General features: G+C 34.9%; 15 protein-coding genes and 1 pseudogene. 3 read left to right on the plus strand and 13 right to left on the minus strand.

What is annotated here, in order from left to right; genetic code table 11:
• The 7 genes from PHQ99_05255 to PHQ99_05285 form a co-directional block, all read right to left on the minus strand.
• A partial coding sequence (locus tag PHQ99_05255; GenBank protein MDD4288976.1) for a nitronate monooxygenase occupies positions 1-900 on the minus strand: 900 nt, incomplete at its 3' end.
• Positions 901-911: 11 nt separating this feature from the next.
• Positions 912-1,349, minus strand: a complete 438-nt coding sequence (fabZ, locus tag PHQ99_05260) for a 3-hydroxyacyl-ACP dehydratase FabZ (GenBank protein ID MDD4288977.1) — start codon at positions 1,347-1,349, stop codon at positions 912-914.
• Positions 1,342-2,592 (minus strand): beta-ketoacyl-ACP synthase II, encoded by a 1,251-nt coding sequence (gene fabF, locus PHQ99_05265; protein ID MDD4288978.1) that lies wholly within the window; start codon positions 2,590-2,592, stop codon positions 1,342-1,344. The genes fabZ and fabF overlap by 8 nt, the downstream gene beginning before the upstream one ends.
• Positions 2,593-2,606: 14 nt before the next feature.
• Entirely contained in the window at positions 2,607-3,356 is a 750-nt protein-coding gene (gene fabG / locus PHQ99_05270) for a 3-oxoacyl-[acyl-carrier-protein] reductase (protein ID MDD4288979.1), read from the minus strand.
• Positions 3,350-4,294, minus strand: coding sequence for an ACP S-malonyltransferase (fabD, locus tag PHQ99_05275; protein MDD4288980.1), 945 nt, complete (start codon positions 4,292-4,294; stop codon positions 3,350-3,352). Before fabD ends, fabG begins: the two co-directional genes overlap by 7 nt.
• Before the next feature lie 6 nt (positions 4,295-4,300).
• Complete coding sequence (gene fabK, locus PHQ99_05280; GenBank protein ID MDD4288981.1) at positions 4,301-5,278, minus strand: enoyl-[acyl-carrier-protein] reductase FabK; 978 nt, start codon at positions 5,276-5,278, stop codon at positions 4,301-4,303.
• 11 nt (positions 5,279-5,289) lie between these two features.
• Positions 5,290-6,273 carry a ketoacyl-ACP synthase III gene (locus tag PHQ99_05285; protein MDD4288982.1) on the minus strand — a complete coding sequence of 328 codons (984 nt, stop codon included), beginning with the start codon at positions 6,271-6,273 and terminating at the stop codon, positions 5,290-5,292.
• A 279-nt stretch (positions 6,274-6,552) separates the two neighbouring features.
• Here PHQ99_05285 and PHQ99_05290 point away from each other — a divergent pair, with 279 nt between their 5' ends.
• Positions 6,553-7,452: a dihydrodipicolinate synthase family protein gene (locus tag PHQ99_05290; protein ID MDD4288983.1), complete on the plus strand. Its 900-nt coding sequence runs from the start codon at positions 6,553-6,555 to the stop codon at positions 7,450-7,452.
• Between the two features lie 30 nt (positions 7,453-7,482).
• Here the strand turns inward: PHQ99_05290 and PHQ99_05295 are convergent, their stop codons facing one another.
• The 6 genes and pseudogenes from PHQ99_05295 to deoD form a co-directional block, all read right to left on the minus strand.
• Positions 7,483-9,459, minus strand: coding sequence for an ABC-F family ATP-binding cassette domain-containing protein (locus PHQ99_05295; protein MDD4288984.1), 1,977 nt, complete (start codon positions 9,457-9,459; stop codon positions 7,483-7,485).
• A gap of 42 nt (positions 9,460-9,501) precedes the next feature.
• The gene (locus PHQ99_05300; protein ID MDD4288985.1) at positions 9,502-10,161 is read right to left on the minus strand and encodes a phenylalanine--tRNA ligase beta subunit-related protein; all 660 of its coding nucleotides are present in this window, start codon (positions 10,159-10,161) and stop codon (positions 9,502-9,504) included.
• 114 nt (positions 10,162-10,275) lie between these two features.
• Positions 10,276-11,112, minus strand: coding sequence for a polyamine aminopropyltransferase (speE, locus tag PHQ99_05305; protein ID MDD4288986.1), 837 nt, complete (start codon positions 11,110-11,112; stop codon positions 10,276-10,278).
• Positions 11,113-11,126: 14 nt separating this feature from the next.
• Positions 11,127-11,471 (minus strand): annotated as a pseudogene (locus tag PHQ99_05310) (S-adenosylmethionine decarboxylase).
• Between the two features lie 64 nt (positions 11,472-11,535).
• Complete coding sequence (gene speD / locus PHQ99_05315; protein ID MDD4288987.1) at positions 11,536-11,934, minus strand: adenosylmethionine decarboxylase; 399 nt, start codon at positions 11,932-11,934, stop codon at positions 11,536-11,538.
• Between the two features lie 124 nt (positions 11,935-12,058).
• Positions 12,059-12,760 carry a purine-nucleoside phosphorylase gene (deoD, locus tag PHQ99_05320; GenBank protein MDD4288988.1) on the minus strand — a complete coding sequence of 234 codons (702 nt, stop codon included), beginning with the start codon at positions 12,758-12,760 and terminating at the stop codon, positions 12,059-12,061.
• 402 nt (positions 12,761-13,162) lie between these two features.
• Between deoD and pgsB the strand changes: the two genes are divergently transcribed.
• Together pgsB and pgsC are read left to right on the plus strand one after the other, a co-directional pair.
• Complete coding sequence (pgsB, locus tag PHQ99_05325; protein MDD4288989.1) at positions 13,163-14,344, plus strand: poly-gamma-glutamate synthase PgsB; 1,182 nt, start codon at positions 13,163-13,165, stop codon at positions 14,342-14,344.
• A complete protein-coding gene (pgsC, locus tag PHQ99_05330; GenBank protein MDD4288990.1) occupies positions 14,341-14,772 on the plus strand; it encodes a poly-gamma-glutamate biosynthesis protein PgsC in 432 nt (143 codons plus the stop codon). The genes pgsB and pgsC overlap by 4 nt, the downstream gene beginning before the upstream one ends.
• The last annotated feature ends 25 nt before the right edge of the window (positions 14,773-14,797 follow it).

The following is a 14,797-nucleotide window of genomic DNA, read 5'->3' on the forward strand; positions in this document are numbered from 1 at the left end:
ATTACCTTCAAATACTTCCTGTAAAAATTGATTTTTTATTGCCCTGCCCGGTAAACCTACCGGACTGTCAATAAGCACAAGATCTTCCTTTTTGCAATTCAGATAAGCCTGTTTAAACTTGTCTGAAGCATCACATTCCTCGGTTGCTACAAACCTGGTAGCCATCTGTACACCATGGGCACCCATCTGCAGATAATGAAAAATATCTGCACCGGTATAGATACCTCCGGCTGCGATAACAGGTATATTTTTATTAAATTCCTTTTCAAACGATTTTAATACCGCAATGGTCTCAGGCAATAATTTATCCAGGGAATACTCGGTATTATCAATCTGATCCTTCTTAAAACCAAGATGCCCGCCTGCCATTGGACCTTCCAGTACAACTGCATCCGGAACATAATTATAATTTTTCTTCCAATATTGAAATATTACCTTTGCAGCGCGGGAAGAGGAAACAATTGGAATAACTTTTGGTTTTACCTCACCGGGATGTGCAGGTATTAATATATCCAAATCTTTTAACGGCAATCCTGCTCCCAGCAATACCATATCTACCTTCTCATCAACTGCTATTTTTAGCATATCCTGAAAATCAGAGAGAGCAACCATAATATTTACCCCGATAACCCCGGTAGTATTTTTCTTTGCCTTTCTAATCTCTTTGCGTAAAGCAAGCTGATTGGCTTTTTTAAAATTAGTATTGTAATCAGGTTCCATCATACCTATCCCGGCTGTTCCTATTATTCCTGCACCACCGGCTTCAGCAACTGCAGATGCCAGGCCTGACAGGGAAATGCCAACAGCCATACCACCCTGAATTATTGGTACTTTAATCAGTAAATTGCCAATTTTTAATTCGGGAATCTCCCGTTGTCTAAAATTTATTTTTTCCTTCATAATTTAAACTTCTATTCCTTCCCAATAGCAAAAATCAGTTCTGCTTCTGCTGCTATCTTACCATTAATACTTGCAACAGCCTTTCCTATACCAATCAATCCCTTTTGCTTAATAATAGTTGTTTCTAACTTCAGGGAATCTCCAGGAACAACCTTATGTTTGAATCTGGCTTTATTAATGCCTCCAAAATAAACCAGTTTTCCCTTATTATTGTCCTCGGATAATATGGCTACTGCCCCTACCTGGGCCAGGGATTCAATTATCAATACCCCGGGCATAACCATTTCTCCGGGAAAATGTCCCTGGAAAAAATACTCATTTGCTGTTACATTTTTATAACCAATTGCACCCTTTCCGGGATCAATTTTTTCAATTCTATCAACTAATAAAAAAGGATAACGGTGGGGAATTATTTTTTGTATTTCGTTACAATTTAACAATTTAATCAGACTCCTTTACTGAATGCCAATTCTTTAGCAGGAGGCTCACATTGTGCCCTCCAAATCCAAAAGAATTTGAAAGGGTGTATTCTAAATTCGCATCTCTTCCTTCTTTAGGTACATAATCTAAATCACATTCCGGGTCAGGATTTTCCAGACCTATAGTTGGAGGTATATAATGGTCTTGCATTGCTTTTGCGCAGACAATTGCCTCTACTGCTCCTGCTGCCCCAAGCATATGGGCTGTCATTGATTTGGTAGAACTTATTGGCACAGAATAAGCATGCTCATTAAAAACCTTTTTTATTGCCTTTGTTTCACACAAATCATTGTAATAAGTACTTGTGCCATGTGCATTGATATAAGATATATCAGCAGAACTGATACCTGCCTCACTAATAGCCTTACTCATTGCACCCGCACCACCTTCTCCTGTCGGATCCGGTGCAGTGATATGGTATGCATCACAGGTTACTCCACAACCAATAATTTCAGCATAAATTCTTGCTCCCCGTTTTTGGGCACTTTCCAAAGTCTCCATAACCAGAATACCTGAACCCTCCCCCATAACAAATCCGCTTCTTTCTGCATCAAAAGGGATAGAAGCCCTTTCCGGTTGATTATGGGAACACAATGCCCCCATCGAGGAAAAACCCGCTAATGCCAGAGGAGTGATTGCTGCCTCTGTTCCTCCGCTTAAAATCACTGTTGCCATTCCCTGTTGTAAAAGTCGAAAGGCATAGTGAATAGCCGATGCGCCTGAAGCACAAGCAGTTATAACGCTTTCACAAATACCTTTTAATCCGTATTTAATAGCCACATTGGCTGAAGCAATATTAGAAATAGCCATGGGAATAAAAAACGGTGAGACTCTTTTTGGACCTTTTGTAATAATTTTCTCGTTTTCCTTCTCAACAGTAGAAAAACCTCCAATGCCTGTCCCAAGAATAATACCCCAATCATTTCCCTTGATATTGCGTTCCAAGCCAGAATCTTTTATTGCCTCATCTGCTGCAATCATAGCCATCTGGCTGAAACGATCCATTCGTTTTGCTTCCTTGAAATCAAGTATATTATTTTTGTCAATATCTTTTACCTCTGCGGCAATCTTTACCTTAAAATCAGCAGTATCAAAAGACTGTATAAAGTCAACTCCACAACAACCTTTCTTTACATTTGACCAGAATTTTTCAATTCCATTTCCAATCGGTGTCACAGCACCCATTCCTGTAATTACCACTCTATGTTTCAATTTTTAACACCACCTTATATTTCCATTCCACCATCAATCCGAAAGACTTGTCCGGTAATATAGCTCGCTTTGTCTGAAACTAAAAAATTAACCATTTCAGCTACCTCTTCAGGTAACCCGAATCTACCTAAAGGTACCCTGGATAATATTTTTTCCTGCTGTTCATCTGAAAGCCGGTCAGTCATATCAGTCTTTATATAACCGGGAGCAATGGCATTTACTGTAATATTTCTGCTAGCCAATTCTTTGGCAACAGCTTTGGTAAACCCGATAATACCCGCTTTAGAAGCAGCATAATTGGACTGTCCGGCATTACCGGCGATTCCTACAACAGATGATATATTTACAATCCTTCCATATCGTTTTTTCATCATTAATTTGCCTGCATATTTTGTACAGTAAAAAGTACCCAGCAGATTAATATCAATAACCCGCTCAAATTCTTCTTCTTTCATTCTTACTAATAAATTATCCTTATTAATACCGGCATTATTTACCAGAAAATCCAGACTATTAAAGTTTTCTATAGCAGAATTTATTAATTTTTGAGCATCATCCTTATTACTGATATCTCCCTGAACCAGAATACAATGATTGCCTAAGGCAGATAATTCTTTTGAGACATCAAGGGCAGCCTCCTTATTCTGGTAATAGTTGATAACTAAATTTACCCCTGCTTTAGCCAGATTAATAGCAATAGCCTTGCCTATTCCCCGGGCTGCACCAGTTACAATTGCAGTCTTACCGCTGAATGAATTTAACATAAACGTTTCTCCAATATATTCAGTGTATTGTTTAAAGACTTTACATCCTCTACATTAGTAACTATAAAATTACTATCAAATTTTTTTAAAAAACCGGTAAGAACTTTACCGGGACCAATTTCAATAAACGTATCAACTCCGTCTTGAATCATTCTTAAAATACATTTTGTCCAGAGTATTGGATACATTACCTGTTTTACTAAAAATTCCTTAACCATTTCCTTTTTCTGAATATAATCAGCTATAACATTACTGATTATGGGAATTTGAATATCTCCTATATTAGTTACATTAAGCTCCGGGGCAAATCTTTCTGATGCCGGACGCAACATAGAAGTATGGAATGGGGCACTTACCGGCAAAGGAATAACCCTTTTTGCTCCTTCCTCTTTTGCAATGACTCCGGCCATGTTAACCGCTTGTACCTCACCACCTATTACAACCTGCCCGGGATAATTATAATTTGCCGGTTCGACTATACCTTCCCGGCTTGCTCTCAAACATACTTTTTCAACTTTTTCATCATCTAAACCCAGGATAGCTGTCATCTTACCTACTCCGATTGGGACTGCTTCCTGCATATACTGGCCCCTTTTTTTTACCAACCGTACAGCTTCAGCAAAATCAAGCACTCCGGAACAAACCAGAGCAGAATATTCTCCCAAACTTAAGCCGGCTGTAATATCCGGCTTAATTCCGTATTCCTGCAAAGCCTTTAAAGCAGCAATGCTGGTTGTCAGGATAGCGGGCTGGGTATTTTCTGTTTTATTTAAATCCTCAGAGGTGCCTTCAAAGCAAAGTTTCATAATATCCAGATTAAGAACTGTTTTTGCAAGTTCAAATATATCCCGGCTGGAAGAAATGTTATCATAAAGATCTCTTCCCATTCCTACATATTGAGCTCCCTGTCCTGAAAACAAAAAAGCAGTTTTACCCATTGTAAATCACCTCGCTAAAGTATAATGGTTACATTCTTGCTGGAATAAATTTGCCCTTTGCTTAAATAAATTCTCAGCTTCATTGAATAATTCTTCAATAATTTCGCCACAGCTCTGTTCTTTTTTTATCAACCCACATACTTGTCCAGCCATAATTGAACCTGTTTCCATATTCCCTTCACGTGTTGCACGATAAAGAGAACCTCTTCCTAATTCTTCATATTTTTCAAGAGAGGTTTCTTTCATTTTCTCTAATTGCTGAAACTCACGTGCCAGCTGATTTTTAATCACTCTAACCGGATGTCCTGTCGCCCTGCCGGTTACAATAGTACTGGTATCTTTTGCCTGTAAAATCTTTTCTTTGTAAGCCCTATTAATAGTACATTCGTATGCGACCAGAAAACGGGTGCCAACCTGTACCCCTGATGCTCCAAGCATTAATACTGCTGCCAGGCCACGGCCATCTCCAATCCCACCGGCAGCAACAACCGGAATACTGACAGCATCGACCACCTGGGGAATAAGTGCCATGGTAGTTAATTCTCCAATATGTCCCCCTGCTTCTCCACCCTCTGCAATAATGGCATCAACTCCCAGTTTTTCCATTCTTTTAGCTATTGAAACAGAAGGCACAACAGGTAATACTTTAATCCCGCTACTCTTCCAGGAAGAAATGTATTTACCCGGATTTCCTGCTCCGGTAATAACTACCTCAACTTCTTCCTCAATTGCCAATTTAGCAATTTTTTCTGCATCCGGATTTAGTAACATAATATTCAGGGCAAAAGGCTTTTTAGTTAATGACTTGGTTCTTTGAATCTCTTTTCTAATCCATTCTTCCGGAGCATATCCGGCAGCAATAACACCTAAACCCCCGGCATTTGAGACAGCTGAAGCCAATTCGGCATCGGCTACCCAGGCCATACCACCCTGGATTATGGGATACTTGATTCCCAACAATTCATTAATAGATGTATGTATCATAAAAATTCTCCTTATATAGTCCAGTTTAAGAGTATCGATCCCCAGGTTAACCCTCCACCAAAACCAACCATTATTATTCTGTTACCTTTACGGATTATTTTCTTTTGAACCATCTCATCCAAAGCAAGAGGAATACTGGCTGCTGAAGTATTACCGAAATGTTCCATATTTTTATAAAATTTATCAGGGGATACTTTTAATTTTTTGGCAACATTATTGATAATCCGGTAATTTGCCTGATGGGGAATTATATAGTCTATATCACCAATTGTTAGTTTGTTATCTTTTAATATTACCTGGATACTTCTTTTCATAATATGCGTAGCAAACTTAAATATTTCCTTGCCATTCATAAAAATATAAGAATGATTATCTTCAGATATTTCATTTTTAAAAAAAGGATTTTTTAAAGTTACTGCCGGCATTGTTAAAAAACCATTTGAATCTCCCTGGGAACCAGTATAAGTAGAAATAATTCCTTCTTCCTTAGACCTTCTTAATATTGCAGCTCCTGCACCGTCTCCAAACAAAACACAGGTATTTCTGTCATTCCAATTCAATGCTTTTGATAATACCTCGGCTCCGATTATCAAAATACATTTACTTTGGCCGGATTTAATAAACTTATCGGCTATTTCCAAACCATAAATAAACCCTGTACATCCTGCTGAGATATCAAAACTTGGAATATCCTGCAAACCAAGCTCTGCCTGAATTAAGCAAGCTGTTGAGGGAGTAAAAAAATCAGGCGTAATGGTAGCAAGAATAATTAAATCAATTTTACTGGATTGTATACCAGATTGTCTGATAGCCCTTTTTGCTGCCTTCAGTGCAATCTGATAAGTTTTTTCCCCGGTTGATATTCTTCTTTCTTTAATTCCTGTCCTGTCAACAATCCACTGATCTGATGTATTGACTATATTTTCTAATTCCTTGTTAGTAACTATCTTTTCAGGAACACAGGAACCTATTCCTGCTATTTCACTATAGAACATTTGACCTTTCCTTTTTTATCTGTTTTATTTATAAAAAACAAATTGGATACAGAATATTAAATTTTGCAATATTATTATTTACTTTTATTACCATATTCTATTATCAACAATTAGTAGTTAGTATATATTTAAATTATCTTATTGTCAACATTTATAGAAGAATTTGGGAAATAATATTTGCCAAAGTTAATTTATGTATTATAATAAAAAGTAGAATTTAAAAACTGTCAGATTGAAAAAGTAGAATTCTATGATTTTGCAAACCAGGAGGTATTTATTTTGCAGAAAATAGATTTAAAGGGTATTTATCCACCCATTGTTACTCCTTTTTTAGAAGGAGAAGTGTCTTATTCTTACCTTACAAAAAATATTGAAAAATTAAACAAGAGTGGTATTAAAGGAGTCATAGTTTTAGGATCAAACGGTGAAAATGTATTTCTTTCTGAAGAAGAGAAGTTTAATGTAGTCAAAACTGTTATGAAATCCGCATCGAAAGATTTACAAATAATTGTTGGTACAGGATGTGAATCCACACGGGAAACTATAATTCTTACTAATAAGCTGGCAAATATGGGTGCCGATGCTGCACTTGTTGTCACCCCATCTTATTATGGGAGTAAAATGAATGATGAGGCATTGATTGATTATTATTCTAAGGTTGCCAATAAATCCGAAATCCCTATCCTTCTTTACAATGTACCCAAATTTACCGGGGTTAATATTAGTGCTAATGCAGTTTCAGTATTATCAGCTCATCAAAATATAATTGGAATGAAAGACAGCAGCGGCAGTGTCAACCTGCTTGGGCAATATCTCAATAGTATCAATTCGAATTTTGATGTTTTAGTCGGTACAGCAGGTGCACTTCTGGGAGCACTTACGCTGGGATGTATTGGTGGCGTGCTTGCCCTTGCCAATATTGTTCCGGAAAAATGTATTGAAATCTATCAATTAGTACAGGAAGGCAATATCAAAAAAGCCAGGGAACTACAATTGAGAATGATTCCTGTAAATGATGCTGTTACTTCCAGGTACGGTATCAGTGGTTTGAAATATGCCATGGATTTGTTGGGATACCAGGGAGGAGAAGTAAGATCTCCATTGCTGCCTACTAAACCTGATGAACAAGAAATGATAAGAAAAATCCTGTTAAGGGCTAATTTGGAACTGATAAAATAAAGAAGAATTTTAAAACAAAAAATTAAATATTTATTTTTTTTCATCTTTTAAAAATGTTAAATTTTCTATTTTTTCTTTTTTGTTTATTAACATCTCCCATTGTTTTATCAGATTATTCAATTCTTGATTGGTTTGATGTAAATCAATATTGAGTTCTTGAATTCTGGAAGAATTCTGGAGGGTTTCTTTCTTACATAATTGTTTTTCGATCAGGGATTTTTGTTTATCTAAAGAATTTATTTTATCTTCCAATGGTAATAAATCCTTTTCTATTTCCTTGATTAACCGATATTGTTGGTTTCTTTGTGAGGCTTCAATTCTTCTTTTTTGTTTTTCAACCAAACTTGGTCTAAGCCTTCTTTCATGCTGGTTATTTCCAGTAATTTCTTTATTAGCATTTTCTAAGAGTATCTGTCTCTTTTTAATAAAATAAGAATAATTACCAGGATAAGAATGCACTTTGCCTTCTCTTATCTCAATTACCTGATTAGCTAACTGGTCCAGGAAAAAACGGTCATGAGAAACAATGAGAATAGTACCTCCATACTGCATTAAGGCTTGATGAAATATTTCCTTTGTTTTAATATCCAGATGATTACCCGGTTCATCTAAAATAAGAAAATTTGATTCATCTAATAGTAATTTTGCTAATGCCAGTCTTGACTTCTCTCCACCTGATAGCTGACTTACTGATTTATAAACATCATCACCTGTAAACAAAAAGGAGCCTAATAGGTTCCTTTTTTCCTGATCAGTCAGCTTTTTACTATTTATATCAACTTCTTCCCAAACAGAGTGTTTATAGTTTAAATTCTGTGAGCTTTCCTGGGAAAAAAATGCAATTTTAACATTGTACCCCCAGTCTACCGCCCCTCCTGTCGGGGATTCATTACCACTTATAATTCTTGATAATGTTGATTTTCCTGCACCGTTAACACCGGTTAGAGCAATCCGTTCACCACGATGAAAAGTCAGATTGACATTGCTTAAAACAATATTATCATCATATCTGTGGCTAACATCTTTTAAACTTACCACCTCTTCACCACTCCTGGGGGCAGGCGTAAATCGGAAGACAACATTATGTGAAGATTCTTCTTCCTTGACTAAATCCAGCTTTTCAAGCATTTTTATTCTACTTTGCACCTGAGAAGCCTTAGTAGCCTTGTATCTAAAACGTTCAATAAAGCCTTCAAGATGTACTTTTTTCTCCTGGATATGTTTCTGATACTTTTCTTCGATTTCCTTACGCTTTTTCTTTTCAGTTAAGTAAAAACTGTAATTACCTTTATAGGAAATTATTTTTTGGTCAGTCAATTCAGCAATTTCCCTGATAATTTTATCTAAAAAGTATCTATCGTGAGAAATGATTAACAATGTCCCCTGATAATCTGTCAGCCAATTCTCAAGCCATTCCAGACTCTCTGTATCCATATGGTTGGTTGGTTCATCTAATAACAGAATATCCGGAGAGCTTAATAATAAACCGGCTAAGACTACACGCATCTTCCATCCTCCGGAAAAAGAAGAGCAGGGCTTCAGCCAGTCATCTTCAGTAAATCCTAAACCTTTTATGGTACTTTTTGCTTTTGCTTCAAAACTATAGCCACCCTTGATTTCATATTGATATAATACTTTTTCATAGGATTCAGCAATTTTTTTGAATTCCCGGTCCTTGTTATTTATTTTTGACAATTTTTCCTGGTATTTTTTTATTTTATCCTTCAGTTGAATAATACCTGCAGCTTGGTATAGATACTCTTTTAAAAGATAATCTGATAATACAATTAAGTCCTGTGGCAAATAACCTATTTTGTAATTAGGGGATATAATTATTTCTCCTGCATCAGGTTTATGCTGGCCTATTATAGTTTTAAACAGTGTTGTTTTACCTGCACCATTATCCCCTATCAATCCTATTCTGCTACCTGTATTTATTTGCCAACTCAGGTTATTAATTAATATTCTTTCTGAAAATTCAATTTTTATTTGTTTTAATATAATCATCTTTTGTAATACTTTTTCTAAATTATTATTTCAATTTGCAAATCATACAATAAAATAATCAGGCTGCTCTGCCCCGGCATACAATTTCAGGTATTGTGCTGTTTTTTCCATTGTCTCCTGCAGAGAATCGCTGCTATTAAAATCAATAATAATAGTTACAATTTCTGTTGTTTCTGCAGTTATCATAGTACGCTCTGAGTCACTGGTGGGACTGCCAAAAGCACTAATATTATCTCTGAAAACCGGCAAGTTTTCAATATTCATCTTCCCTCTGCCAATAGCCTGGTAATTTTCATTTTTTCTGCCAATATCAAAAACTATAGAACCTTCTATTTGGTTATAATCATAACAGCCAATGGAAAACTGATAAGATAGAGAAATAAAGTTAATAATATCAACTACATTATTAACTTTATATAACCCTTTCTTCTTAACAATCCTGCGTAATAAAGCTTCTGCAGAACATCGATAACGGGCCGGCTCTTTACCTATCGCCAGATATGCTTGTCTGGTATCCTGTATAACAGGGAGGCTGGTAATCTCTTTTTTATTTAGAGTATTTTCAATCCGGGTGATAAATTGGTCAATCTTATCCCAGAGTAACGGGTTTTCTTTTTGATAATAAATGTCTGAGTGTATAATTCCCAATCTGGTATTTGGTGAGTATCTCTTTATTTCTTCTGATATTCTTATATTAATCATTACAAAACCTTACCTGAAATTTATATAGTGTTTATTATACCAAGAGAATAAATTTTTATCAGGGTTTTTTACATTTTTATTAAGAATATCTTACTCCAGTAATCACCGGGTAAATCAAAAAATACTTTTCGAAAAAGCAGGAAGCTGAAAAGCAGCTTTATGGATTCCGGGATGATAATATTTTAAATCAGGTAGCTGTTGTATTTTTTTATCTTTATAATCTGAAATGGGATGATATTTTTTAGAACAAAAACTAAAACCAATCATACCACTGGGATAAGTTGGCACCATAGTATAATAATAAAATGGTAATGGAAAGATTTTTTTAATGAATTGAAAACTGGATTTTATAAAATCCGCATGCCAGAAAAGGGATTCAAGCTGAGTAACTGCAATCCCGTCTTCTTTAAGAGCCTGGAAGAGAAGCTGATAAAATTTTTCTGTAAACAGTGTAGTGCCCGGACCTATCGGATCAGAAGAATCTACAATAATTACATCATATTGATTTATTCTGTTCTCTAAAAATTTAGCACCATCCTCATAAAAAGTTTTAACTTTAGCATCATTAAAACTGTTAGCCAGATTAGGAAAAAATTCCTGACAAATATCAATAACCATTTTATCAATTTCACATACATCAATTCTGTTTACAGAGGGATGTTTAAGGATTTCGCGAACACTTCCACCATCTCCTCCCCCGATAACCAGGACATCTGATGGCATAGTATGGACACATAAAGGAACATGTACAATCATCTCGTGATAATTTGCTTCATCTGCCTCTGTCAGCATAATAATACCATCATTAACCAATACCTTACCAAAAGCAGGGGTATCAATTACACATATTTCCTGAAAAGGAGATATGATTTTCTTCAGGACGTTACCGCCTTTTATCTGTAAGTAACGTCCTTTTTCTCTCTCATATTGATCTCCAAACCATAATTCCAATTGACTCAAAATTTCTATTTCCTTAAAACATAATGAATTTTAATATCTTTTGCCTTAAAATATTTTTGTGTAAAATCAGCAGCTACCTGTGGATCATAATACTTACAGCTGAATATATCGATATAAGCATTGTTTGTCAAATTTGCAAAATGACCTGATATTAAAGATGTTTCAATCAGTTGGGTCATCGAATACCCTGCAACTCTTTCATCTTCGCCAAAATTTACAACTTGGGTATCACCAAACTTTTTCATTTCTATCAACTGGCATAATTCATCTACATAACGTTTAATAGCATCGGCATCCCGAATTAAATCAGGATTGCAATCATGCAAATCAATACTTGTAAGCAATCCCCAAATATTTTCTTTTAAGTAATAGTCTTTCTTGCATTGTTTTTCTAATTCTTTTAATTTTTCCATTTTAAAAAACCCCCACCTTTGCAGACGTTTTTCTATTTATTTTAATCGGAAAATGAATATTTCCTCTTTTCATTTCCGTTACCGATAAAGTCTTGACATCCAGTTCTTTTTCAATGAATACTAAAGCTTTCTGGTTATTTACAGTGTTACCGCATGTAAAAATATCCAGGGCAGCATAGTTATATTCCGGCCAAGTGTGTATAGTAAAGTGAGACTCAGCGATTATTACCACCCCACTTACACCCTGAGGTGCAAATTGATGAAAGGATGATTTTAACGCGGTGGCTCCTGAAACACGGACCGCCTCTTCCAGCACTGATTCTATCAAGTTTAAATCATTCAATTTTTTTTCGTCACAATCATATAATTCTACCAAAAGATGACTTCCTAAATAATCCATTTTTCAGACCCTCTTTTTCCAAAAAATTATCAATGAACTAACATAAAATAGCAGATAATTTTATAAAAATCAATCTTTTTTTTTAAAGAAAAAAATATTTATTTTTAAGTTAATTATTTCTATATTAATCAATGAGTTCCATAGCTAATTCCGCCATATTATTAAACGTTTTTTCTCTTTCTTCAGGGGTGGTCTTTTCGCCGGTAATCAAACTATCACTTACTGTTAATATAGATATTGCCTGTACATTAAATTTCGCTGCGATGGTATATAATGCCGCTGTTTCCATTTCTATCGCCAGAGTTCCATAGTCAGCCCATAGCTGCCAATGATTAATATCATCATGGTAAAACATATCAGTTGTAAGTACGCTTCCGACTTTTACAGGAAAATTTTTCCGGATTGCAATATAGTCAGCTCTTTTTATCAGCTGGTAACTGGCTGTTGGTGAATAGTCTTTCCCGTTAAAGCGAATTCTGTTTATACTGGAATCGGTAGATGCGCTCATAGCCAGAATAATATCTCTTACTTTGATATCAGGTTGGAGAGAACCGCAACTGCCAATCCTTATTAATTTTTGTGCCTGATATTGGTTGATTAATTCATGCAGATAAATAGATATTGACGGGATGCCCATACCGGTACCTTGCACAGAAACTAACTTTCCACGATAGCGCCCGGTAAAACCATACATGCCCCTAATTCGATTATAACAATAAACTTCTTCCAGATAATTATCAGCAATATATTTTGCCCTCATAGGATCACCTGGTAATAATACTGTCTGAGCAATATCCCCTGTCTCAGCACCGATATGTGTACTCATTTTAACCTCCCTTACTATTATTTTAATTATACGGGTATCTTATTAAAAACAATAATATAACCAATCTATAGTGCAAAATTACCATTTTTTATCGCCCTTTTCAATTTTTTTCCCGGAAAATCTCTTTTTTTTAGATTTTTAACAATTTTTAAATATTTTAAAAATATTTTTTATTATATCCTTGACATTGCAAAAATCAGTGTTATAATATTCGTGGTTTGAAAATAATAAACCATTAAATATTCTTTTCATTTTTATACCTCCTTTCAAGCTCGCTTTGTTTTTAGACAAAGCGAGCTTTTTTCTTTGACATTATTATTTTTACTCTATTTACAATTATCTTTTTTTCTTATAGCATTAAATTATTAAGAAGGGAATACTGGAATAATGGGGTTTTAGAAAATGTATTTTCTGACAATTATAACTATATTCATTTTTTTATCAGGTTTTATAGAGAATTTTTTTCACCAAAACAGGACTAAAAAAATACCTGTCCGAATTCATGTTAACGGAACCAGGGGAAAATCAACTACAGTAAGATTGATTGCAGCAAGCTTAAGAGAAGCAGGTTACCGTGTTTTAGCTAAAACAACAGGTACACTGCCAAGGGTTATCCTTGAAAATGGGGAAGAAGAAACAATCAAAAGAAGAGGTTCTGCTAACATTATCGAACAAAAACATTTTATTAAAAAAGCTTTTCAAAGAAAATGTAATGCTATTGTTATAGAATGTATGGCAGTCCATCCGGAAACACAATGGGTAAGCGAACATCGATTAATTCATTCAACTATTGGAGTTATCACAAATGTCCGAGAAGACCATCAGGATGTTTATGGACCCCGATTAAAAGATGCAGCAGATGCATTGAAGATGACAGTACCTAAAAATGGTTTTTTGGTAACTGCTGAGGACAAATACTTCCCTGTTATTGAAAAACAAGCTGAACTATTAAACTCAAAAGCTATTCAAGTTAACACTGAAAAGATAGTCCCTGAAGTAGATTTAAAATCAGAAAACTTCTATTTTGAAGATAATGTTGCTATTGCACTTAAAGTAGGAGATTTGTTGGGAATCAAACAGGATATTATATTACAGGGTATTGTTAAGGCTAATCCTGATCCTGGTGCTTTAGCTATTTATAGATTACAGCAGGATAAAAAATATTTATGGTTTATCAATGCCTTTGCTGCTAATGACAGGGAATCGATATTGTTGATTTGGGAAAAAATCAATAATTCTTTACCGGAAAATATGAAAGATTCACCTAAAATTGCAATTATTAATCACCGGAAAGATCGTATTACCAGAACAATTCAATTTGATAAAATACTTGCTAAAGAAATTTATCCCCATCATATTTTATTAGTCGGTGACTATATTCAATTGAGTGAAAAAAAATTAATTGAATTCGGTTATCCTTCTCAACAGATAATAAAAATAGATAAAAAGAAAACAGTAGCACAGGTTTTTAATAATATCTTTAGATTATTTGAAAAAAGCGGTATTGTATATGGATTAGGTAATACCAGGGGCTTTGGATTGGATATTATGGAACACTTGAAAGAAAAGGGAGAAAAGAAATGATTTATCAGGCAATTGGCATCGGTATTGCAATAGGTTTCTTATTTTACGAATTGGTTGGATTATCACCAGGGGGTATAGTTGTCCCCGGGTATATCGCACTTTTTATTGATCAACCTATCAGAGTTGTTATCACAGTGGGTATAGCCATATTAACTTACTATATTGTTAATTTTCTCTCTAATTATCTAATATTATATGGGAAACGAAGATTTTTAAGTATGATACTGATTAGTTTTTTAGTTAAATGGCTGGTGGAAAGTTTCGTTTTTCAATTCCCGGCAGCAAATATTGAGCTTCAAAGTATTGGTTATATTATCCCGGGATTACTGGCAAATGAAATGAACAGACAGGGTATTATTCCTACCCTACTGGCCATGAGCATCGTAGCAATACTGGTTAGGCTTATTCTATATCTTTTTATTTTTTAACCAGCAAAAAATAACTCAATAAATA

This window comes from Atribacterota bacterium (assembly GCA_028703475.1).
GTDB lineage: Bacteria > Atribacterota > Phoenicimicrobiia > Phoenicimicrobiales > Stramentimicrobiaceae > JAQVMU01.